The sequence below is a fragment of the Streptomyces crystallinus genome (assembly GCF_039521265.1).
Taxonomy (GTDB): Bacteria; Actinomycetota; Actinomycetes; order Streptomycetales; family Streptomycetaceae; genus Streptomyces; species Streptomyces crystallinus.
The window spans coordinates 1-22,063 of the sequence record NZ_BAAACA010000013.1; the positions used below are offsets into that span (position 1 = coordinate 1).

Genomic DNA, 22,063 nt, shown 5'->3' on the forward strand with positions numbered 1-22,063 from the left:
GGGGCCCGGCATCCACGGATGCCGGGCCCCGCCGCCGTACCGGGTCGTACCCGGCCTAGCTCCCGGGCCGGCGGCCGATCTTGTTGCCCAGCCAGACCAGCGGGTCGTACTTGCGGTCCACCACCCGCTCCTTCAGCGGGATCAGCGCATTGTCGGTGATCTTGATGTGCTCGGGGCAGACCTCCGTGCAGCACTTGGTGATGTTGCAGTAGCCGAGGCCGTGCTCGTCCTGGGCACCGGCCCTGCGGTCCAGGCCCGTCTCGTCGGCCGCGTCCAGGGGGTGCATGTCCAGCTCGGCCACCCGCATCAGGAAGCGCGGGCCCGCGAAGGCGGCCTTGTTCTCCTCGTGGTCGCGCACCACATGGCAGGTGTCCTGGCACAGGAAGCACTCGATGCACTTGCGGAACTCCTGCGAGCGCTCCACGTCGATCTGCCGCATCCGGTACTCGCCCGCCGCGACCCCCTTCGGAGGGACGAAGGCGGGAACTTCCCGCGCCTTCTCATAGTTGAAGGAGACGTCGGTCACCAGGTCGCGGACGACCGGGAACGCCCGCAGCGGGGTGACCGTGACGGTCTCCTCGCGCGCGAAGACCGACATCCGGGTCATGCACATGAGCCGGGGCCGCCCGTTGATCTCCGCCGAGCAGGAACCGCACTTGCCCGCCTTGCAGTTCCAGCGCACCGCCAGGTCCGGCGCCTGGGTGGCCTGGAGGCGGTGGATGATGTCGAGGACGACCTCGCCCTCGTTCACCTCCACCGTGAAGTCCCTCAGGGCACCGCCGCCGGTGTCGCCCCGCCAGACCCGGAAGCTCGCGTCATACGTGGTCACTCGTGGAGCTCCTCTTCGGCGAGGTACTTGACCAGCTCCTCCTTCTCGAAGAGGGCGAGCAGGTCGGCACGGATGGGTTCGGTCTCTTCGCGGGTCAGCCGGATCTGGCCGCGCACCGGGTCGGTGGCCGCCAGGCCTTCGGTGGGGTCGGCCAGCCGGCACAGCAGGTTGGCCCGCCGCCAGCTACGGTCCATCGCGGGCCAGTCCTCGCGGGTGTGGCCGCCCCGGCTCTCGGTGCGCTCCAGGGCCGCGCGCGCCACGCACTCGCTGACCAGGAGCATGTTCCGCAGATCGAGGGCGAGGTGCCAGCCGGGGTTGAACTGGCGGTGCCCCTCCACCCCGGCCCGCCGGGCCCGTACGCGCAGCTCACCCAGTTTCTCCAGGGCCTGCCGCATCTCCGCGTCCCGGCGGATGATGCCGACCAGGTCGTTCATGGCCTGCTGGAGCTCCTGGTGGAGGGTGTACGGGTTCTCCGGCGCGGCGGCCGTGGCGTCGGCGGGCTCCGCGCTGAACGGCCGCAGCGCCTCGGCCGCCGCCAGGTCCACCTGGGCGTCGTCGACGCCAGGGCGGGCACCGGCGAGCGCCGAGGCGTACTCGGCGGCGTGCAGCCCGGCGCGGCGGCCGAAGACCAGCAGGTCGGAGAGGGAGTTGCCGCCGAGCCGGTTGGAGCCGTGCATCCCGCCGGCCACCTCGCCCGCCGCGAAGAGGCCGGGCACCCCGCGCGCGGCGGCGGTGTCCGAGTCGACGGCGATGCCGCCCATCACGTAGTGGCAGGTCGGGCCGACCTCCATGGGCTCGGCCGTGATGTCGACGTCGGCCAGCTCCTTGAACTGGTGGTGCATGGAGGGCAGCCGGCGCCGGATGACCTCGGCGGGCATCCGGGTGGAGACATCCAGGAAGACACCGCCGTGCGGGGAGCCCCGGCCCGCCTTCACCTCGGAGTTGATGGCGCGGGCCACCTCGTCGCGCGGCAGCAGCTCGGGCGGGCGGCGGTTGTGGTCCGGGTCCTCGTACCAGCGGTCGCCCTCGGCCTCGGACTCCGCGTACTTCTCCTTGAAGACGTCCGGCACGTAGTCGAACATGAAGCGCTTGCCCTCGGAGTTGCGCAGCACCCCGCCGTCGCCGCGCACCGACTCGGTGACCAGGATGCCCTTCACCGACGGGGGCCAGACCATGCCGGTCGGGTGGAACTGCACGAACTCCATGTTGAGCAGCGGCGCCCCGGCGAGCAGCGCGAGCGCGTGGCCGTCGCCGGTGTACTCCCAGGAGTTGGAGGTCACCTTGAAGGACTTGCCGATGCCTCCGGTGGCCAGGACGACGGCCGGGGCCTCCAGGACGAAGAAGCGGCCGGACTCGCGCTCGTAGCAGAAGGCGCCGCTGACCCGGTCGTCGTCTTTCAGTACGCGCGTGACCGTGCACTCCTGGAAGACCTTGAGCCGGGCCTCGTAGTCGCCGAACTCGCGCTTGTCGTCCTGCTGGAGCGAGACGATCTTCTGCTGGAGGGTGCGGATGAGCTCCAGTCCGGTGCGGTCGCCGACGTGGGCGAGGCGCGGGTACTCGTGGCCGCCGAAGTTGCGCTGGGAGATCCGGCCGTCCGGCGTACGGTCGAAGAGGGCGCCCCAGGTCTCCAGCTCCCACACCCGGTCGGGCGCCTCGCGCGCGTGGAGCTCGGCCATCCGCCACTGGTTGAGGAACTTGCCGCCGCGCATGGTGTCGCGGAAGTGGACCTGCCAGTTGTCGCCGGAGTTCACATTGCCCATGGAGGCGGCGATCCCGCCCTCGGCCATCACCGTGTGGGCCTTGCCGAAGAGGGACTTGCAGATCACGGCCGTACGGGCGCCCTGCTCGCGGGCCTCGATGGCGGCCCGCAGACCGGCGCCGCCCGCACCCACCACGACGACGTCCCACTGCTGCCGTTCCACTTGCGTCATCAGAAGAACCTCGGATCGTCGAAGGCCCCGGTGGCGAGGAAGTACACATACAGGTCGGCCAGCGAGACACTGATCAACGAGGCCCAGGCGAGCAGCATGTGGTGGCGGTTGAGCTTTCCGGCCCAGCTCCACATCCGATAGCGGACCGGGTGCTTGGAGAAGTGCCGCAGCCGGCCGCCGACGATGTGCCGGCAGGAGTGGCAGGAGAGGGTGTACGCCCAGATCAGCACGATGTTGAGGGTGAAGACCAGGGTGCCGAGGCCCATATGGCCCCAGCGGTAGTGCTCGTCGCGGTAGGCGAGCACCGTGTCGTACGTGAGGAACGCGGCGACCGGCAGCGCGAAGTAGAACGTGTACCGGTGGATGTTCTGGATGATCAGCGGGAAGCGGGTCTCGCCCGAGTACCTCTTGTGCGGCTCGGCCACCGCGCAGGCCGGGGGCGAGGCCCAGAAGCCCCGGTAGTAGGCCTTGCGGTAGTAGTAGCAGGTGCCCCGGAAGGCCAGCGGGAAGATCAGGATCAGCAGCGCGGGGGACAGGCCCCACCAGCTGCCGAAGAGATCCGCGTTCGGGCCGCCGCGCATCGGGACGCAGTTGTCGGCGACGCACGGGGAGTAGAAGGGCGAGACGTAGGGCGCGGCGTAGTAGTCGTCGTTCACGAAGGCCCGCCAGGTCGAGTAGACGACGAAGGCGAGCAGTCCGGCGGCGGTCACGGCCGGCGCCAGCCACCAGCGGTCGGTGCGCAGATGGCGGGGCGCGATGGCGGCGCGCGAGGCGTCGTGAACGCCGGTGAGCGGTTGGGGTTCGGTGCCTGTGGCCAACAGTGGCTCCAGTCGCGTGAGTCAGGGGGCGCGCCGGTCGCGGGCGCCCAGACCTTCGTCGTCCGAGTCCGTCCACAGCGAGGTGTCGTACGGCGTGTCCGGGATGGTGACCAGGTCGGGGCGGGGCCCGACGGGCGGGGCGGCGGTCTGGCGCAGCAGCGCGACGCTCTCGCGCAGATGGTCGGTGTCGGTCCGTATCCGGCGGATGTCCAGGCCGTCGTCGCCGACCTGCTTCTCCAGCCGTCCCACCGACCTGACCAGGTCGTCGAGGCAGCGCTGAACTGCCGTCAACTCGTCCTGCAGGGACATGACGTGCCCTACCTTCCGCAGTGGCGGGCGGTGACCGGTCATTCCGGAGGGCGACCTCCGGATCCCCCCGAAAGGTCATGCGCCTGAGAGTGTCGCGCGTCACTTCCGTGGTTGTGAAGGTGTGTGCACCGGGTTGTGGGGGCGTGCGCCGAGCCGTACGCGCCGTCATTGAGCCGCACGGGTGGGATCCGGCCGCCGCCGCGCCGTGTCGCCGTACGGGCGGGGACGGCGTCCTCTTCAGTGGGTGGGCAATACGTGTGATCATCGCGAAATGCCACCAAGCAAATAAAAACTGACGAAGAGGTACAAACATGCCCCACGTCGGCGTCCAGCGCGGGAGGGCATCCCGGGCGATCCGCACCGTCGCCGCGATCCGCACCGTCGCGTCGCTCCGGTCCGTCGCGCTCCTCACCTCCGGTGTGCTGGCGCTCCCCGCACTGACCGGCTGCTCCTCGGGCGACGACGAGGCCGCCGCGGTCGTGGCCCCCCAGGACATCGGCGCGGCGGCCCGGCCCCAGGTGGCCGACGGGGGCACCCTGCGCTGGGCCGTCGACGCGCTGCCCCAGACGCTCAACGCCTTCCAGGCGGACGCCGACGCCGCCACCGCCCGGATCACCGGCGCGGTGCTGCCGTCCCTGTTCACCCTGGACGAGCGCGGGCGCCCGCAGCGCAACCCGGACTATCTGGAGCGCGCCGAGATCGTGCAGCGCGAGCCCAAGCAGGTGGTGCTCTACAAGCTGAACCAGAAGGCGGTGTGGAGCGACGGGCGGGAGATCGGCGCACCCGACTTCGTGGCCCAGTGGCGCGCGCTGAGCGGGCGCGACACGGCGTACTGGACCGCGCGCAACGCCGGGTACGAGCGGATCGAGAAGATCGAGAAGGGCGCCAACGACCTGGAGGTCAAGGTCACCTTCGCCAAGCCGTACGCGGACTGGCGGGCCCTGTTCAGCCCGCTCTACCCCAAGGACGTCACCGGCACCCCGGACGCCTTCAACGACGGCGCCCGCGGCAAGCTGAAGGCCACCGCAGGACCGTTTCTCCTGAAGGCCTCGGACCGCGACAGGGGCACCGTCACGCTGGCCCGCAACCCGCGCTGGTGGGGCCGCCCCAGCAAGCTCGACGAGCTGGTCTTCCGGGCCGTGCCGCGCGACAAGCGGGTCGGCGCCCTCGCCGACGGCAGCCTGGACGTGGCCGAGATCGACCGGTCCGCCGCCGACCGCATCACCCTGGCCGAGCGCGACAAGGGCGCCGGCCGCGGCGCCGACGGCCCCGGGCTCACCCACGGCCCCGGCGCCGCCGTCACCCCGGCCCTGGCGCTGCGCTCCTGGGCGATCGCGCACGGCTCCGACGAGGAGCGCGCCGAGGCCGAGATCCGGGCGCGCAAGCAGACCCGCGAGGCCGTCGAACGGTACGCGCGGGAGCAGACGGGACTTGCGGGGCTCACCATCCGCAAGTCCCTGGAGCCCGCCTACACCCAGCTCGCCCTGAACGGCAGCACCGGCCCGCTCGCCGACGAGCGGGTGCGCCGGGCGGTGGCGAGGGCGCTGGACCGCCAGGAGCTCGCGGAGATCGTGCTCAAGCCGCTCGGCCTGCCCGTCCAGCCACCCGGCAGCCATCTGGCCCTGGCGGGCCAGCCCGCGTACGCCGACAACAGCGACGCGCTCGGCGGCCAGGACACCCACGAGGCGCAGGCCCTGCTCGCGGACGCGGGCTGGACCCCGGGCGGCGCCCGGCAGAAGCCCGGCACGACCAAGGCGGGCAGCAAGGCGTCCGGCGCGAACGCGGACGACGACGCCAAGCGGGAGGGCGCCGGGGACGACGGCACCTACATCGTGGGCGACGACAAGGGCCACCGGGTCCGCTCGGGCCCGAACGTGTACTCGCTCGGCGGCGCCAAGGTCGGCGAGGGCCCCTACTACGCGGACGAGGAGCGGCCCGGCGCCCCGACCGGCTCCGGGGGCGACGACCGGCCCGGTGACAACCGGCCCGGCGGCTCCGGCGCCGCCGACACCCATGTGCTCGCCCCGGCCCGCGCCGCCGCGGTCCAGGAGATCGCCCTGATGCGTCAGGCGGACGCGCTGGACGACGCGGGCCACGGCCACCCCGGCCAGGACGAGGCCGGCGGGAAGAAGGAGCACGGCAGACGGCAGGACGCCCACCGCGCCGAGGCCCAGCACAAGGGCGGCGCCCCCGGCGCGTACGCGCCCAAGGGCACCGCGGCCCCGGCGGCCGGCGGGCCGCTGGGCAAGGACGGCAAGCCGCTGACCCTGCGCTTCGTCCTGCCCTCGGGCTCCGGCTCCGAGTCGCTGCGGGCGGTGGGCGAGCGGATCGCCCAGATGCTGAAGGCCGTGGGGATCAGCACCGAGATCTCCAAGGTGGCCGACGACAGCTACTTCAAGGACCACATCGCCTCGGGCGACTTCGACCTGGCGCTCTACTCCTGGCCCGGCACCGCCTACCCGGCCACCGACGACCGGCCGGTCTTCGCCAAGCCGGAGCCCGCCTCGGACGGCTCGCTGGTGGTCGAGCAGAACTACACCCGGGTCGGCACCGACCACATCGACCAGCTGTTCGACCAGGCGGTCGGGGAGCTCGACGAGGACGAGGCCCGCGATCTGGTGCGCAAGGCGGACGCCCGGATCTGGGCGGCGGCCGGATCCATCCCCCTCTACCAGCGCCCCCAGCTGGTCGCGGTGAAGCCCAACGTGGCCAACGCGGGGGCGTTCGGATTCGCCGCCCCGCTCTTCCAGGACATCGGTTTCAAGAAGGCGGAAAGTGCCCCGAAGGGGCCGCGGAAGTAACCCGGGCGGTCGTCGACCGTACTGAGAAGTAGCAGGTCAGAACCTCAGAACTGGCTCAAGTCCCTTGCCCGCCGACCCGTCGGCGGGCAAGGTCGTACCTGCCCTTGACCCGGCCTCGAGGCTGCCTCGACCAGGGCTCCTCGCCAGCACCTCGCACCCCGCGAAACGATCATAGGTTCGGCCCGGGAGGCCCCCGGCGCGTCGGCCCCGTACCATAGGACTAGCCGTGGCGTGTTCGCGCCCGGCGGGCGGACGAGGCTTCGACCGTCAGACGCCTGATTCCCGATCGAGAGAAGCGCCAGCCAGCATGCCCACGCGCCACGACATCCGCAATGTCGCCATCGTCGCCCACGTCGACCACGGCAAGACGACCATCGTCGACGCCATGCTCAAGCAGGCCGGCTCCTTCGCCGCGCACGCCGCCGAGTCCCTCGACGACCGCATGATGGACTCGAACGACCTGGAGCGTGAGAAGGGCATCACGATCCTCGCCAAGAACACGGCGGTGAAGTACCACCCCAAGGACGGCGGGGCCCCGATCACGATCAACATCATCGACACCCCCGGCCACGCCGACTTCGGTGGTGAGGTCGAGCGCGGTCTGTCGATGGTGGACGCCGTCGTGCTGCTGGTGGACGCCTCCGAGGGCCCGCTCCCGCAGACCCGCTTCGTGCTGCGCAAGGCGCTCCAGCAGCGGCTGCCCGTCATCCTCTGCATCAACAAGACGGACCGCCCCGACTCCCGGATCGACGAGGTCGTCAACGAGACGTACGACCTGTTCCTGGACCTGGACGCGGACGAGGACCAGATCGAGTTCCCGATCGTCTACGCCTGCGGCCGCGACGGCATCGCCTCGCTGACCAAGCCGGAGAACGGCACGGTCCCGGCCGACTCCACCAACCTGGAGCCGTTCTTCTCCACCATCCTGGAGCACGTCCCGGCCCCGACGTACGAGGAGGACGCGCCGCTCCAGGCCCACGTCACCAACCTCGACGCCGACAACTTCCTCGGCCGCATCGCGCTGCTCCGCGTCGAGCAGGGCGAGCTGCGCAAGGGCCAGACCGTGGCCTGGATCAAGCGCGATGGCTCGATCTCCAACGTCCGCATCACCGAGCTGATGATGACCGAGGCGCTCACCCGCAAGCCCGCCGAGGTTGCGGGCCCCGGTGACATCTGCGCCGTCGCCGGTATCCCGGACATCATGATCGGCGAGACCCTGGCCGACCCCGAGAACCCGATCGCCCTCCCGCTGATCACGGTGGACGAGCCCGCGATCTCCATGGTCATCGGCACCAACACCTCGCCGCTGGTCGGCCGCGGCGGCACCGGCAAGGGCGCCTCGGCCAAGGCGGCCGTCAAGGACCGCAAGGTCACCGCCCGCCAGGTGAAGGACCGCCTGGACCGCGAGCTGATCGGTAACGTCTCGCTGCGCGTGCTGGACACCGAGCGCCCGGACGCCTGGGAGGTGCAGGGCCGTGGTGAGCTGGCGCTCGCCATCCTGGTCGAGCAGATGCGCCGCGAGGGCTTCGAGCTGACCATCGGCAAGCCGCAGGTCGTCACCAAGCTCGTCGACGGCAAGGTCCACGAGCCGGTCGAGCGCCTCACCGTCGACGTGCCCGAGGAGCACATGGGCGCGGTCACGCAGCTCATGGGCGTCCGCAAGGGCCGCATGGACAACATGTCCAACCACGGCTCCGGCTGGGTCCGCATGGAGTTCGTCGTCCCGTCCCGCGGCCTCATCGGCTTCCGTACGGAGTTCCTCACCGGTACGCGCGGCACCGGTATCGCCCACTCGATCCACGAGGGGCACGAGCCGTGGTTCGGCACCCTGACGACCCGTAACAACGGCTCGCTGGTCGCCGACCGCGCCGGTGCCGTCACCGCCTTCGCGATGACGAACCTCCAGGAGCGCGGTGTGCTCTTCACCGACCCGGGCACCGAGGTGTACGAGGGCATGATCGTCGGCGAGAACTCGCGCGCCGACGACATGGACGTCAACATCACCAAGGAGAAGAAGCTCACCAACATGCGCTCCTCCTCCGCCGACTCCTTCGAGGCGATCGTCCCGCCGCGCAAGCTGTCGCTGGAGCAGTCCCTGGAGTTCTGCCGCGACGACGAGTGCGTCGAGGTGACCCCGGAGGCCGTCCGTATCCGGAAGGTCGTCCTGGACCAGAAGGAGCGCGGCCGCACGGCCTCGCGCGCCAAGCACGGCTGAGCCACGGCCGGTTGAGCCACTGCGGCCCGGCTCTCCGCGATCTTCGCGGAGAGCCGGGCCGCTGCCGTACGGTGGGTCCGCGCGCGGTCGCGGACCCTGCCTTCCGCAGGTCATGCGGTCAAGTCGTTTTCCTCTACACCCTGTTCGGATATCGAGCGTCGCTCTCCGGAAGATGTGTTAACGGTCCGTTTCGGGGGTGTCTGTCTGTGCTCTGTTTGTCCGGATTTCGGACTGTTGGCCTGACCTGATGTTGTCAAAACGAGACCCTTTAAGTGTGGTTTACAGCCCGGCCGTACTTAATAGTTGGCTCCATTGAGCTCGGGTCAATGGGTCACGCACTGTGGGGAGTGCCGACTCACGAGCACACTCGGGGCGCTTCAACGATCGCCGTCAGGGGTGTCGGCGATCTTTTTGTGCCCCTCTTGTTGTGACAAGTGGACTCATGAGGAGGAACCCATGCGTGGTGCCAAGAGCGCCAAGTGGGTCGCGGGTGCGGCGGTCGTCGCCCTGGCTGCGACTGCCTGTGGTGGCGGCGACGGTGACAGCAAGGGCAAGGAGGGTGGTTCGGGCGGCGTGATCTCCATGGAGATCGGCGAGCCCCAGAACCTCCTGGTGCCCTCGAACACCTACGAGACCGAGGGCGGGCAGGTCATCCACGCCCTGTTCACCGGGCTCACCAAGTTGAACGAGAAGAGCGAGGTCGTCAACGACCTGGCGCAGTCCGTCGAGACCAAGGACTCCAAGGTCTGGACGATCAAGCTGAAGCCCGGCTACACCTTCCACAACGGTGAGGCCGTCACGGCGAAGTCCTTCATCGACGCCTGGAACTACGGCGCCAACCAGGACAACGCCCAGCAGACGAACCCCCTCTTCTCGCACATCCAGGGTTACAAGGACCTCAACCCCGGACCGAAGAAGAAGGTCGCCACCAAGGAGCTGTCCGGCCTCAAGGCCGTCGACGACAACACCCTCCAGGTGACCCTGGACGCGCCGTTCTCGGCGTTCCCGGCCCAGCTCTCCTTCTCGGCGTTCTCGCCGCTGCCGAAGGTCTTCTTCAACGACCCCAAGGGCTTCGGCGAGGCCCCGATCGGCAACGGCCCGTTCAAGATGTCGGGCAAGTTCCAGCACGACGAGAAGATCAGCGTCGTGAAGTACGACAAGTACCCGGAGGCCTCGAAGATCGAGGTCAAGGGCGTCAACTTCAAGATCTACTCGAACCTGGACACCGCCTACAAGGACCTCCTCGCGGGCAACATCGACTTCCACATCGCGATCCCGGACTCGGCGCTCGCGACGTACAAGAAGGACCTGGACAACCGTGTCATCGACACGCCGGACTCCAGTGTCGGCTTCATCGGCTTCCCGCTGAAGTACAACGACGCCTTCAAGAAGCCCGAGCTGCGCAAGGCGCTCTCGATGGCGATCGACCGGAAGACGATCTCCGAGAAGATCTTCCAGGGTGCCCGCACCCCGGCCGACGACTTCATCAGCCCGATCATCGAGGGCTACCGCAAGGGCGCCTGCGGCGAGGCGTGCACCTTCGACCCGGCCAAGGCGAAGGCGCTGTTCCAGCAGGCCGGCGGTCTGCCGAACAACACGCTGGAGATCGGCTACAACGCCGACGGCGGCCACAAGGCGTGGGTCGAGGCCGTCGCCAACATGCTCCAGCAGAACCTGGGCATCAAGGTCACCGCCAAGCCGTTCGAGAAGTTCCAGGCGATCCTGAACGACCTCGACGCCAAGAAGTACCAGGGTGGGTTCCGCATGGCGTGGAACATGGACTACCCGAACATGGAGAACTACCTCCGCCCGATCTTCTCCAAGGACGCCATCGAGAACGGCTCCAACTACGCGGGCTATGTGAACGAGGACTTCGAGAAGCTCCTCGTCGAGGGCGACAAGGCCCCGTCCAAGGACGAGGCCATCAAGAAGTACCAGGCCGCGGACGACATCCTGACCAAGGACATGCCGTACATCCCGGTCTACTTCTACAAGCTCAACGCCGGTTTCAGCTCGAAGATCAAGAGCATCAGCGTCGCCGGTCACAACGTCCTGTGGGACACCGTCAAGCTCGGCTGAGCTAGACCAAGTCCCGTGAAGTAGTTGCGGGCCGAGGGTGGGCAGGGGGAGTCCGGTCCGGGTCTCTCCCTGCCCACCCTGTCTGCCGTCCGCCTTGTCCGTTCTGCCACCCCTCACCGGCACCGGGCGAGTCAGCACCCCTCTGGAGAACCGATGGGCCGATTCGTCGTGCGCCGTATCCTGCAGGCGATCCCTGTACTGATAGGCGTTACGTTCCTCATCTTCTACCTGGTCTTCGCACTCAAGGGCGATCCGATCCAGGCACTGGCCGGCGAGAAGCGCGCCGACCCCAACGTCGCGGCGATGCTGCGCGAGCAGTACCACCTCAACGACCCGAAGATCGTGCAGTACTGGCACTACATCAGCGGTGTCTTCACCGGTGACCTCGGTACCACGTACACCGGTCGCCCGATCTCGGAGATCGTCAGCGAGCGCTTCCCGGTCACCCTCAAGCTCGCCCTCACCGCCTTCGGCATCGAGGCCGTCATCGGCATCACGGCCGGCATCTTTGCCGCGCTGAAGAAGGGCAAGTTCGTCGACAACCTGGTCCTGATCAGCACCCTGGTGCTCATCTCGATCCCGGTGTTCGTCCTCGGCAGCGTGCTCCAGCTGGAGCTCGGTGTGAAGCTGGACATCACCCCGGTCGCCGGCATCGACGACGGCTGGCCCACCAGCTACATCCTTCCGGCGTTCGTGCTCGCCTCCACGTCGATGGCGTACATCGCGCGACTGACCCGGGCGAGCATGATGGAGTCGATCCGCGCCGACTATGTGCGCACCGCGATCGCCAAGGGCCTGCCCCGGCGCCGTGTGATCGGCATCCACACGCTGCGCAACTCCCTCATCCCCGTGGTCACCTTCCTGGGCATGGACCTCGGTGCGCTGATGGGCGGCGCGATCATCACGGAGCGGCTGTTCAACCTGCCCGGCATCGGCGGCCAGCTCGCCAAGTCCGTCTACCTGCGCGAGCGGCCCGTGGTGGTCGGTCTGGTCACCCTGCTCGTCCTGATCTACCTGGTGGCCAACCTCGTCGTAGACCTGCTCTACGCCGTGCTCGACCCGAGGATCCGCTATGAGTGAGAAGACCATGGAGAAGACCGCGCCGGCCGACGGCCCGGTGAGCGAGAAGGCCCTGGAGGCCGAGGAGAAGGCGGCGGCCCGTCAGGCCAGCCTGCTCCGCGACGGCTGGGAGATCCTGCGCAAGCGGCCGATGTTCTACATCTCCGCCTTCGTCATCGTGATCCTGCTGGCGCTGGCGATCGCACCCGGCCTGTTCACCTCGCGCAGCCCGTTCAGCGACGGTTTCTGCCAGCTCCAGAACTCGCTCAACCCGCCGACGTCCGGCCATATGTTCGGCTACGACGTCCAGGGCTGCGACATCTACACGCGGTCCGTCTTCGGCACCCGCAATTCGATCATCGTCGGTGTGGTCACCGCACTGGCGACGACCGCCATCGGCGGTCTGCTGGGCATCATCGCGGGTCTGCGCGGCGGCTGGGTCGACACCATCCTGTCGCGGGTGACCGAGGTGTTCTTCGCGCTGCCGCTGATCGTCGGCGCCCTGCTGATCATGTCGATCGTCGGCGGCGGCGACGCCTGGTCGGTGTCGCTGATCATGGCCGTGCTCGGCTGGCCGCAGGTCTTCCGCATCATGCGCGGTGAGGTCATCGCCAACAAGCACAACGACTACGTGATGGCGGCGAAGGCGCTCGGCGCGGACACCACCCGGATCGCGTTCCGGCACATCCTGCCGAACACGCTGGCCCCGGTCATCGTCGTCACGACGATGAACCTCGGTGTCTACATCTCCGCCGAGGCGGCGCTGTCGTACCTCGGTATCGGCATCCAGCACCCCAACATCTCGTGGGGCCTGATGATCAGTGACGCGACGGACCGGTTCCTGACCTCCCCGCACGCCCTGCTCTTCCCCGCCGCCGTGCTCAGCATCACCGTGCTGGCGTTCATCATGCTCGGCGACGTGGTCCGCGACGCCTTCGACCCGAAGATGCGCTAGGGAGGGCGTACTCCATGACCACCATTGAGAAAACGGCGGGTGTACCCGCCCCGCGTTCCGAGGGCGACTCCGCGCCGCTCCTCGAAGTCCGCGACCTGCACGTCGAGTTCCACACCCGGGACGGCGTCGCCAAGGCCGTCAACGGCGTCAACTACACCGTCTCGGCCGGCGAGACCCTCGCCGTCCTCGGTGAGTCCGGCTCCGGCAAGTCCGTGACCGCTCAGGCGATCATGGGCATCCTGGACATGCCGCCGGGCCGCATCCCGCAGGGCGAGATCCTGTTCCGCGGCAAGGACATGCTGAAGATGTCCGGCGAGGAGCGGCGGAAGATCCGTGGCCAGAAGATCGCGATGATCTTCCAGGACGCGCTCTCCTCCCTCAACCCGGTCCTCTCCGTGGGCTACCAGCTCGGCGAGATGTTCCGGGTCCACCAGGGCGCCTCCCGCAAGGAGGCCAAGGCCAAGGCCATCGAGCTGATGGACAAGGTCAAGATCCCGGCGGCGAGCGCGCGGGTGAACGACTACCCGCACCAGTTCTCCGGCGGTATGCGCCAGCGCATCATGATCGCGATGGCGCTCGCCCTGGAGCCCGACCTGATCATCGCGGACGAGCCGACCACCGCGCTCGACGTGACGGTCCAGGCGCAGGTCATGGACCTGCTCGCGGAGCTCCAGCGCGAGTACCACATGGGTCTGATCCTGATCACCCACGACCTCGGCGTGGTCGCCGACGTCGCGGACAAGATCGCCGTGATGTACGCGGGCCGGATCGTGGAGACCGCACCGGTGCACGAGCTCTACAAGCGCCCGGCGCACCCGTACACCCGGGGTCTGCTCGACTCGATCCCGCGCCTGGACCAGAAGGGCCAGGAGCTGTACGCGATCAAGGGCCTGCCGCCCAACCTGCTGAAGGTCCCGGCCGGCTGCGCCTTCAACCCGCGCTGCCCCAAGGCCGACGACATCTGCCGTACGGACCTGCCGCCGCTGCACCAGGTCACCGAGGCCGACGGCACGGTCCTGACCGGCCGTGGCAGCGCCTGCCACTTCTGGAAGGAGACGATCCATGGCTGAGCCGGCCAAGAAGGACGAGGCCGTGGACGCGACTCCCAGCGTCACCGACGTCGTGAAGAAGGACGCCTCGACGACGACCGAGGTCGAGGCTCTGCTCGACGTCAAGGTCGACCGCGGCGAGCCGATCCTCCAGGTGCGCAACCTGGTCAAGCACTTCCCGCTGACCCAGGGCATCCTGTTCCGCAAGCAGATCGGCGCGGTCAAGGCCGTGGACGGGGTCTCCTTCGACCTCTACCAGGGCGAGACCCTCGGCATCGTGGGCGAGTCCGGCTGCGGCAAGTCCACCGTCGCCAAGCTGCTGATGACGCTGGAGCGGGCGACCGCCGGCGAGGTCTTCTACAAGGGCCAGGACATCACCAAGCTGTCCGGGCGCGCGCTGAAGGCCGTCCGCCGCAACATCCAGATGGTGTTCCAGGACCCCTACACGTCCCTGAACCCCCGGATGACGGTCGGCGACATCATCGGGGAGCCCTTCGAGATCCACCCCGAGGTGGCTCCCAAGGGCGACCGGCGCCGCAAGGTCCAGGAGCTCCTGGACGTGGTGGGCCTCAACCCGGAGTACATCAACCGGTACCCGCACCAGTTCTCGGGCGGTCAGCGCCAGCGCATCGGCATCGCCCGCGGCCTCGCGCTCAACCCCGAGATCATCATCTGCGACGAGCCGGTCTCCGCGCTCGACGTGTCGGTCCAGGCGCAGGTCATCAACCTGATGGCGAAGCTGCAGGACGAGTTCAACCTCTCCTACATCTTCATCGCGCACGACCTGTCGATCGTCCGGCACATCTCGGACCGCGTCGGTGTGATGTACCTCGGCAAGATCGCCGAGATCGGCTCCGACGAGGAGATCTACGAGCACCCGACGCACCCGTACACCCAGGCGCTGCTCTCCGCGGTGCCGGTGCCGGACCCGGAGGCGCGTGAGCACCGGGAGCGGATCATCCTGACCGGTGACGTGCCCTCGCCGGCCAACCCGCCGTCGGGCTGCCGCTTCCGCACCCGCTGCTGGAAGGCGGAGGAGCGCTGCTCCACCGAGGTCCCGCTGCTCGCGGTGCCCGAGCGCTTCCTGGGTCAGGACACCCCGGCCGCGCACGAGTCGGCGTGCCACTTCGCCGAGGAGAAGGACGTGGTGGGCGCGGCCTGACCGCGTACCGCCCGGACCGTGACGGAAGGGGCGCCCGGAACCACTCGGTTCCGGGCGCCCCTTCCGTGTGTCCGGCGGGCCCCGGGTAATTGCGTTGCGGCGCGGGCGACTCGGGTCCGACAGTGGGCGGATGGACAACGGGAGCGCGGTCAGGGCCGCCACCACCGAGGACGCGGAAGCGGTGTGCGCGCTGCTGAACGCCGTCGACGAGATCGAGATAGGGGCGCCCGAGACGGCGCTGGGCGAGGTCGAGGAGGACCTGGCGAAGGCCCGCGAGGCCTGGGTGGCCGTCGAGGGCGGGCGCGCGGTCGCGTACGCGGCAATCCTCGACGCGGGCGCCGAAGGCGGCGTCGACATCGACCACTACGTACTGCCCGACCGCCAGGACGCGGGCCTGGTGCTGCTGGAGCTCGCCGAGGGGCGCTCGCGCGAGCTCGCCGCCGAGGCGGGCGCGGCCGAGGCGGTGGTCCACCTCCACCTCAACGCGACGCCCACCATGGACACCGCGCTGCTCACCGCCCGGGGCTGGCGCACGGTGCGCCGCCACCACGTGCTGACCCGCCCGATCGCCCCGGCAGCCGACCCGCTCCCCGAGCCGCCCGCCGGGGTCCGGCTGCGCCCCTGCGTGAGCGAGGCCGACCGCCGCACCGCGCACCGCCTCCACCAGGAGACCTTCGCCCGCCACTTCGACTTCCGCCCGCAGGGGTACGAGGAGTGGCTGCGCCGGATCGCCCCCGCCGCCGGCCTGGACTGGTCCCTGGTGTGGATCGCGCAGACGGACGGGCTCGGCGACGCGGCGGTCCTGATCACCCGCGACGACCGCGAGGGCATGGGCTGGATCCGCACCCTTGGCGTCCTCGAACAGGCCCGGGGCAACGGCCTCGCCAGCCACCTCCTGCGCCACGCCTTCGCGGTCTACGCCCGGCGCGGCCGCGACACGATCGGCCTGGGCGTGGACACGGAGAACGTCACGGGGGCCCTGCGGCTGTACGAGGCGCACGGCATGGGGGTGCACTACGCGGTGGACACGTGGGAGGCGCGGCTGGCGGTGTGAGGCCGCGCGCCCGAACGGGTGCGGTGGACGTGCGCCCTGTCCTCTCCAGGGGTGATATTTGGGCCTAAGTCAGACTTGGGACCCTAGGAGGACTCCATGCGCGGAGCCACGCACGCCAAGTGGGCCGCATGTGCGGTGGTCGTCGCCCTGGCCGCGACGGGCTGTGGCGGCGGAGACAGCGGCGGTGGCAGCGGTGCCTCCGGCATCGTGAGTTCGTCCTGGGGTGATCCGCAGAACCCGCTGGAGCCCGCCAACACCAACGAGGTGCAGGGCGGCAAGGTCCTCGACATGCTCTTCCGGGGGCTCAAGCGGTACGACCCGAAGACCGGCGAGGCCAAGGACATGCTCGCCGAGAAGATCGAGACCACCGACTCGACCACCTTCAACATCACCGTCAAGGACGGCTGGACGTTCTCCGACGGCGAGAAGGTCACCGCGAAGTCCTTCGTGGACGCCTGGAACTACGGCGCCAACCTCAAGAACAACCAGAAGAACGCGTACTTCTTCGGGTACATCGAGGGGTACGACAAGACGCACCCCGACAAGGGCGAGCCCAGCGCCGAGACCCTCTCCGGGCTGAAGGTGACCGGGGAGCGCACCTTCACCGTCAAGCTCAACCAGAAGTTCTCCACCTGGCCCGACACCCTCGGCTACAACGCCTTCGCCCCGCTGCCCAAGGCCTTCTTCGACAACCACGCGGCCTGGCTGTCCAAGCCGGTCGGCAACGGCCCGTACACGGTGAACTCGTACACCAAGGGCTCCAAGCTGGAGATGCGCAAGTGGGAGGGGTACCCGGGCCCGGACAAGGCGCAGAACGGCGGCGTCGACCTCAAGGTCTACACCGACAACAACACCGCCTACACCGATCTGACCGCCGGCAACCTCGACCTCGTCGACGACGTGCCCGCCTCCCAGCTCAAGAACGTCAAGGCGGACCTGGGCGACCGGTACATCAACACCCCGGCCGGCATCATCCAGACGCTCGCCTTCCCGTACTACGACGAGGCCTGGAACACGCCCGGCGCGGCGAAGGTCCGCAAGGGCCTGTCGATGGCGATCAACCGCGCGCAGATCACCGACACCATCTTCCAGAAGACCCGCACCCCGGCCACCGACTGGACCTCGCCGGTGCTCGGCGCGGACGGCGGCTACAAGGCCGGGCTCTGCGGGGACGCCTGCACGTACGACCCGGCGGGGGCGAAGAAGCTCGTCGAGGAGGGCGGCGGGATCCCCGGCGGCCAGGTGAAGATCTCGTACAACGCGGACACCGGCTCGCACAAGGAGTGGGTCGACGCCATCTGCAACAGCGTCAACAACGCGCTGGGCAACGACAAGGCGTGCGTGGGCAACCCGGTCGGCACCTTCGCCGACTTCCGCAACCAGATCACCCAGAACAAGATGTCCGGGCCGTTCCGGGCGGGCTGGCAGATGGACTACCCGCTGATCCAGAACTTCCTCCAGCCGCTGTACTACACCAACGCCTCCTCCAACGACGGCAAGTGGACCAACGCCGAGTTCGACAAGCTGGTCAACGAGGCCAACGCCGAGTCGGACAAGGCCAAGGCGGTCGAGCTCTTCCAGAAGGCCGAGGAAGTGCTGCGGGACCAGATGGGCGCCATCCCGCTCTGGTACCAGAACGGCAGCGCCGGCTACTCGACCCGGGTCTCCCACGTCGCCCTGAACCCGTTCAGCGTGCCCGTCTACAACGAGATCAAGGTCAGCTGACGCCGGCGGAGGTGCGGCCCGGCGCGCGTCCCGCGCCGGGCTGAACCCCTTCCCCGACCCCCGGAGCGGTTCATGGGACGTTATGTGATCCGGCGGCTGCTGCAGATGATCCCGGTCTTCTTCGGCGCCACGCTGCTGATCTTCCTGATGGTCAACGTGATGGGCGACCCCATCGCGGGGCTCTGCGGCGACAAGGCCTGCGACCCGGCCACCGCCACCCGCCTCAAGCGGGAGTTCGGCCTCGACAAGCCGGTCTGGCAGCAATACACGACGTACATGGGGAACGTGTTCACCGGTGACTTCGGGACCGCGTTCAACGGCCAGAAGGTCACCGAGCTGATGTCGACCGCCTTCCCCGTGACCATCCGGCTCACGATCATCGCCATCCTCTTCGAGATCGTGATCGGCATCAGCCTCGGCGTGGTCACCGGTCTGCGGCGCGGCCGCCCGGTGGACACCGGGGTGCTCGTCCTGACCCTGGTGGTCATCGCGATCCCGACCTTCGTCACCGGTCTGGTGCTCCAGCTGCTGCTGGGCGTCGAGTGGGGGTGGATCAAGCCCTCGGTCTCCCCGGAGGCGCCGTTCGACGAGCTGCTGCTGCCCGGCCTGGTCCTCGCCTCGGTCTCACTGGCGTACGTCACCCGGCTCACCCGGACCTCGATCGCGGAGAACTCCCGCGCCGACTACGTCCGTACCGCCGTCGCCAAGGGCCTGCCCCGGCACCGGGTGATCACCCGGCATCTGCTGCGCAACTCGCTGATCCCGGTGGTCACCTTCATCGGTACGGACGTGGGCGCCCTGATGGGCGGGGCGATCGTGACCGAGCGGATCTTCAATATCCACGGCGTCGGCTACCAGCTCTACCAGGGCATCCTGCGCCAGAGCACCCAGACCGTCGTCGGCTTCGTGACCGTGCTCGTGCTGGTGTTCCTGGTGGCGAATCTCGTCGTCGACCTCCTGTACGCCGTACTCGACCCGAGGATCCGCTATGCCTGAGCCCGACTTCGACGAACGCTCGGTCGCCGCGACCGGGGCCGGCGGTGTCGACGAGGGAGCCATCGCCCCGACCGGCACCAGCGGCGCGATGGACCTCGCCCTCAGCGAGGGCGCGGCCCTGGAGAAGAAGACGGCGGGCGGGCCCGACGGCGCCGGCCCCGCCGGGAAGCCGCGCAGCCTGTGGGGCGACGCCTGGCGGGACCTGCGGCGCAACCCGGTCTTCCTCATCTCCGGGCTGATCATCCTCTTCCTGGTCGTCATCTCGCTGTGGCCGTCGCTGATCGCCTCCGGCAACCCGCTCAAGTGCGACCTCTCCAAGGCCCAGCTGGGCTCCCGGCCCGGCCACCCCTTCGGCTACGACGGCCAGGGCTGCGACGTCTACACCCGGACCGTCTACGGCGCCCGCACCTCGGTCACCGTCGGTGTCTGCACCACGCTCGGCGTCGCCCTGTTCGGTTCGCTGGTCGGCGGGCTCGCCGGGTTCTTCGGCGGCGGCTGGGACGCGCTGCTCTCCCGCGTCACCGACATCTTCTTCGGCATCCCCGTCGTCCTCGGCGGCCTGGTCTTCCTTTCGGTGGTCACCTCCTCCACCGTCTGGCCGGTGATCGGCTTCATGATCCTGCTGGGCTGGCCGCAGATCGCCCGGATCGCGCGCGGCTCGGTGATCACCGCCAAACAGAACGACTACGTCCAGGCGGCCCGGGCGCTGGGCGCCTCCAACTCGCGGATGCTGCTGCGGCACATCGCGCCCAACGCGGTGGCCCCGGTGATCGTCGTGGCGACCATCGCGCTCGGTACGTACATCTCCCTGGAGGCCACGCTCTCCTACCTCGGCGTCGGGCTGAAGCCGCCGTCCGTCTCCTGGGGCATCGACATCTCGGCCGCCTCCCAGTACATCCGCAACGCCCCGCACATGCTGCTGTGGCCGGCCGGGGCGCTGGCGATCACGGTGCTGGCGTTCATCATGCTCGGCGACGCGGTGCGCGACGCCCTCGACCCCAAGCTGCGCTGAGGAGTTGGACGCCATGCTGCTCGAAGTGCGCGACCTCCAGGTCGAGTTCAAGACCCGGGACGGGATCGCCAAGGCCGTCAACGGGGTCACCTACTCGGTCGCGGCCGGCGAGACCCTGGCCGTGCTCGGCGAGTCCGGCTCCGGCAAGTCGGTGACCGCGCAGGCCGTGATGGGCATCCTGGACATGCCGCCGGGCCGGATCACCGGCGGCGAGATCGTCTTCCAGGGCAAGGACCTGCTGAAGCTCAAGGAGGACGAGCGGCGCAAGGTCCGCGGGTCCGGAATGGCGATGATCTTCCAGGACGCGCTGTCCTCGCTGAACCCGGTGCTGAGCGTGGGCGCGCAGCTCGGCGAGATGTTCACCGTGCACCGGGGGATGTCCCGCAAGGACGCCCGGGCCAAGGCCGTCGAGCTGATGGACCGGGTGCGGATCCCGGCGGCCAAGGAGCGGGTCGGGCAGTATCCGCACCAGTTCTCCGGCGGGATGCGCCAACGCATCATGATCGCCATGGCGATGGCGCTGGAGCCCGCGCTGATCATCGCGGACGAGCCCACCACCGCGCTCGACGTGACCGTCCAGGCCCAGGTCATGGACCTGCTGGCGGAGCTCCAGCGCGAGATGAACATGGGTCTGATCCTGATCACCCATGACCTCGGGGTGGTCGCCGACGTCGCCGACCGGATCGCCGTGATGTACGCGGGCCGGATCGTCGAGGAGGCCCCGGTCCACGAGATCTACAAGGCGCCCGCGCACCCGTACACCAAGGGCCTGCTCGAATCGATCCCGCGCCTGGACCAGAAGGGCCAGGAGCTGTACGCGATCAAGGGCCTGCCGCCGAACCTGATGCACATCCCGCCGGGCTGCGCCTTCCATCCGCGCTGCCCGATGGCGCGGGACGTGTGCCGTACGGACGTGCCGCCGCTGGCACACGTCTCCGAGGGCCGCAGGAGCGCGTGCCACTTCTGGAAGGAGTGCCTGAATGGCTGAGGCGATTCTGGAAGTGCGCGACCTGGTCAAGCACTACCCGCTGACCCAGGGGATCCTCTTCAAGAAGCAGATCGGCGCGGTGAAGGCCGTCGACGGGGTCTCCTTCGACCTGGCGGCCGGCGAGACGCTGGGCATCGTGGGGGAGTCGGGGTGCGGCAAGTCGACGGTCGCCAAGATGCTGGTGAACCTGGAGCGGCCGACGGCGGGGCAGATCAAGTACAAGGGCGAGGACATCACGAAGATGTCCGGACGCGCGCTCCGGTCCGTCCGCCGCAACATCCAGATGGTCTTCCAGGACCCGTACACGTCCCTGAACCCCCGGATGACGGTCGGGGACATCATCGGGGAGCCGTACGAGATCCATCCCGAGGTGGCGCCCAAGGGCGACCGGCGCCGCAAGGTGCAGGACCTGCTGGACGTGGTGGGGCTCAACCCGGAGTACATCAACCGGTATCCGCACCAGTTCAGCGGCGGCCAGCGCCAGCGCATCGGGATCGCGCGGGGGCTGGCCCTGCGGCCCGAGGTCATCGTGGCGGACGAGCCGGTCTCCGCGCTGGACGTGTCGGTGCAGGCGCAGGTGGTGAACCTGCTGGAGCGGCTCCAGAACGAGTTCTCGCTGTCGTACGTGTTCATCGCGCACGACCTGTCCATCGTGCGGCACATCTCCGACCGGGTCGGGGTGATGTACCTCGGCCGGATCGTGGAGATCGGGCGGGACGAGGAGATCTACGACCATCCGACGCATCCGTACACGCAGGCGCTGCTGTCGGCGGTGCCGGTGCCGGATCCCGCCGCGCGGGAGCGCCGGGAGCGGATCATCCTGTCCGGGGATGTGCCGTCCCCGGCCAGTATCCCCTCCGGGTGCCGGTTCCGTACGCGGTGCTGGAAGGCGCGGGAGCGGTGCGCGCTGGAGGTGCCGGAGCTGGCGGTCCCGGCCGTGTTCCGCCTCGCGCCGGGCCCGGCGCAACACCCGTCGGCGTGCCACTTCGCGGAGGAGAAGCAGGTGGTCCCACCGGAGTGAGCACCCGGCCTTCGTCTGCGGCTGAGTGGCCGGTTGCTCGCGCAGTTCCCCGCGCCCCTA

General features: G+C 69.1%; 17 protein-coding genes. 13 read left to right on the top strand and 4 right to left on the bottom strand.

All coding sequences use genetic code 11. From position 1 onward, the window contains the following. Window positions 1-55 precede the first annotated feature (55 nt). From ABD236_RS10360 to ABD236_RS10375, 4 genes are read right to left on the bottom strand one after another with little or no spacing between them, the layout of a single operon-like run. Window positions 56-829: a succinate dehydrogenase/fumarate reductase iron-sulfur subunit gene (locus tag ABD236_RS10360; protein ID WP_344072730.1), complete on the bottom strand. Its 774-nt coding sequence runs from the start codon at window positions 827-829 to the stop codon at window positions 56-58. Continuing rightward, window positions 826-2,760, bottom strand: a complete 1,935-nt coding sequence (locus ABD236_RS10365; RefSeq protein ID WP_344072732.1) for a fumarate reductase/succinate dehydrogenase flavoprotein subunit — start codon at window positions 2,758-2,760, stop codon at window positions 826-828. The genes ABD236_RS10360 and ABD236_RS10365 overlap by 4 nt, the downstream gene beginning before the upstream one ends. Further along, window positions 2,760-3,578 (bottom strand): hypothetical protein, encoded by an 819-nt coding sequence (locus ABD236_RS10370; RefSeq protein WP_344072734.1) that lies wholly within the window; start codon window positions 3,576-3,578, stop codon window positions 2,760-2,762. The genes ABD236_RS10365 and ABD236_RS10370 overlap by 1 nt, the downstream gene beginning before the upstream one ends. A 21-nt stretch (window positions 3,579-3,599) precedes the next feature. Further along, entirely contained in the window at window positions 3,600-3,887 is a 288-nt protein-coding gene (locus tag ABD236_RS10375; RefSeq protein ID WP_344072736.1) for a hypothetical protein, read from the bottom strand. 311 nt (window positions 3,888-4,198) lie between these two features. On the opposite strand from ABD236_RS10375, the gene ABD236_RS10380 reads away from it, so the two are divergent. The 13 genes from ABD236_RS10380 to ABD236_RS10440 all read left to right on the top strand — a co-directional run bounded on the left by ABD236_RS10380 (window position 4,199) and on the right by ABD236_RS10440 (window position 22,003). Further along, window positions 4,199-6,688, top strand: a complete 2,490-nt coding sequence (locus ABD236_RS10380; RefSeq protein WP_344072738.1) for an ABC transporter family substrate-binding protein — start codon at window positions 4,199-4,201, stop codon at window positions 6,686-6,688. 307 nt (window positions 6,689-6,995) lie between these two features. Further along, complete coding sequence (gene typA / locus ABD236_RS10385) at window positions 6,996-8,903, top strand: translational GTPase TypA (protein ID WP_344072740.1); 1,908 nt, start codon at window positions 6,996-6,998, stop codon at window positions 8,901-8,903. Between the two features lie 456 nt (window positions 8,904-9,359). Next, complete coding sequence (locus ABD236_RS10390) at window positions 9,360-10,982, top strand: peptide ABC transporter substrate-binding protein (RefSeq protein ID WP_344072742.1); 1,623 nt, start codon at window positions 9,360-9,362, stop codon at window positions 10,980-10,982. A gap of 153 nt (window positions 10,983-11,135) precedes the next feature. Beyond that, entirely contained in the window at window positions 11,136-12,062 is a 927-nt protein-coding gene (locus tag ABD236_RS10395) for an ABC transporter permease (protein WP_344072745.1), read from the top strand. Beyond that, window positions 12,055-12,996, top strand: coding sequence for an ABC transporter permease (locus tag ABD236_RS10400; protein WP_344072747.1), 942 nt, complete (start codon window positions 12,055-12,057; stop codon window positions 12,994-12,996). The genes ABD236_RS10395 and ABD236_RS10400 overlap by 8 nt, the downstream gene beginning before the upstream one ends. 14 nt (window positions 12,997-13,010) lie before the next feature. Further along, complete coding sequence (locus ABD236_RS10405; protein WP_344072749.1) at window positions 13,011-14,066, top strand: ABC transporter ATP-binding protein; 1,056 nt, start codon at window positions 13,011-13,013, stop codon at window positions 14,064-14,066. Then, complete coding sequence (locus ABD236_RS10410) at window positions 14,059-15,207, top strand: ABC transporter ATP-binding protein (RefSeq protein WP_344072751.1); 1,149 nt, start codon at window positions 14,059-14,061, stop codon at window positions 15,205-15,207. The genes ABD236_RS10405 and ABD236_RS10410 overlap by 8 nt, the downstream gene beginning before the upstream one ends. A 130-nt stretch (window positions 15,208-15,337) precedes the next feature. After that, window positions 15,338-16,261 carry a GNAT family N-acetyltransferase gene (locus ABD236_RS10415; RefSeq protein ID WP_344072753.1) on the top strand — a complete coding sequence of 308 codons (924 nt, stop codon included), beginning with the start codon at window positions 15,338-15,340 and terminating at the stop codon, window positions 16,259-16,261. Between the two features lie 96 nt (window positions 16,262-16,357). After that, complete coding sequence (locus tag ABD236_RS10420) at window positions 16,358-17,986, top strand: peptide ABC transporter substrate-binding protein (protein WP_344072755.1); 1,629 nt, start codon at window positions 16,358-16,360, stop codon at window positions 17,984-17,986. 72 nt (window positions 17,987-18,058) lie between these two features. Further along, entirely contained in the window at window positions 18,059-18,982 is a 924-nt protein-coding gene (locus tag ABD236_RS10425; RefSeq protein ID WP_344072757.1) for an ABC transporter permease, read from the top strand. Continuing rightward, complete coding sequence (locus ABD236_RS10430) at window positions 18,975-19,994, top strand: ABC transporter permease (protein ID WP_344072759.1); 1,020 nt, start codon at window positions 18,975-18,977, stop codon at window positions 19,992-19,994. Before ABD236_RS10425 ends, ABD236_RS10430 begins: the two co-directional genes overlap by 8 nt. 13 nt (window positions 19,995-20,007) lie before the next feature. Next, complete coding sequence (locus ABD236_RS10435; RefSeq protein WP_344072761.1) at window positions 20,008-20,982, top strand: ABC transporter ATP-binding protein; 975 nt, start codon at window positions 20,008-20,010, stop codon at window positions 20,980-20,982. Beyond that, a complete protein-coding gene (locus ABD236_RS10440; protein WP_344072763.1) occupies window positions 20,975-22,003 on the top strand; it encodes an ABC transporter ATP-binding protein in 1,029 nt (342 codons plus the stop codon). The genes ABD236_RS10435 and ABD236_RS10440 overlap by 8 nt, the downstream gene beginning before the upstream one ends. Window positions 22,004-22,063 lie beyond the last annotated feature (60 nt).

What these genes read in the sequence shown, in the direction of transcription:
- ABD236_RS10365 (WP_344072732.1), bottom strand. Translation starts at nt 2,760, where the DNA reads ATGACGCAAGTGGAACGGCAGCAGTGGGACGTCGTCGTGGTGGGTGCG.
- ABD236_RS10375 (WP_344072736.1), bottom strand. Translation starts at nt 3,887, where the DNA reads ATGTCCCTGCAGGACGAGTTGACGGCAGTTCAGCGCTGCCTCGACGAC.
- ABD236_RS10380 (WP_344072738.1), top strand. Translation starts at nt 4,199, where the DNA reads ATGCCCCACGTCGGCGTCCAGCGCGGGAGGGCATCCCGGGCGATCCGC.
- typA (WP_344072740.1), top strand. Translation starts at nt 6,996, where the DNA reads ATGCCCACGCGCCACGACATCCGCAATGTCGCCATCGTCGCCCACGTC.
- ABD236_RS10390 (WP_344072742.1), top strand. Translation starts at nt 9,360, where the DNA reads ATGCGTGGTGCCAAGAGCGCCAAGTGGGTCGCGGGTGCGGCGGTCGTC.
- ABD236_RS10395 (WP_344072745.1), top strand. Translation starts at nt 11,136, where the DNA reads ATGGGCCGATTCGTCGTGCGCCGTATCCTGCAGGCGATCCCTGTACTG.
- ABD236_RS10400 (WP_344072747.1), top strand. Translation starts at nt 12,055, where the DNA reads ATGAGTGAGAAGACCATGGAGAAGACCGCGCCGGCCGACGGCCCGGTG.
- ABD236_RS10405 (WP_344072749.1), top strand. Translation starts at nt 13,011, where the DNA reads ATGACCACCATTGAGAAAACGGCGGGTGTACCCGCCCCGCGTTCCGAG.
- ABD236_RS10410 (WP_344072751.1), top strand. Translation starts at nt 14,059, where the DNA reads ATGGCTGAGCCGGCCAAGAAGGACGAGGCCGTGGACGCGACTCCCAGC.
- ABD236_RS10415 (WP_344072753.1), top strand. Translation starts at nt 15,338, where the DNA reads ATGGACAACGGGAGCGCGGTCAGGGCCGCCACCACCGAGGACGCGGAA.
- ABD236_RS10420 (WP_344072755.1), top strand. Translation starts at nt 16,358, where the DNA reads ATGCGCGGAGCCACGCACGCCAAGTGGGCCGCATGTGCGGTGGTCGTC.
- ABD236_RS10425 (WP_344072757.1), top strand. Translation starts at nt 18,059, where the DNA reads ATGGGACGTTATGTGATCCGGCGGCTGCTGCAGATGATCCCGGTCTTC.
- ABD236_RS10430 (WP_344072759.1), top strand. Translation starts at nt 18,975, where the DNA reads ATGCCTGAGCCCGACTTCGACGAACGCTCGGTCGCCGCGACCGGGGCC.
- ABD236_RS10435 (WP_344072761.1), top strand. Translation starts at nt 20,008, where the DNA reads ATGCTGCTCGAAGTGCGCGACCTCCAGGTCGAGTTCAAGACCCGGGAC.
- ABD236_RS10440 (WP_344072763.1), top strand. Translation starts at nt 20,975, where the DNA reads ATGGCTGAGGCGATTCTGGAAGTGCGCGACCTGGTCAAGCACTACCCG.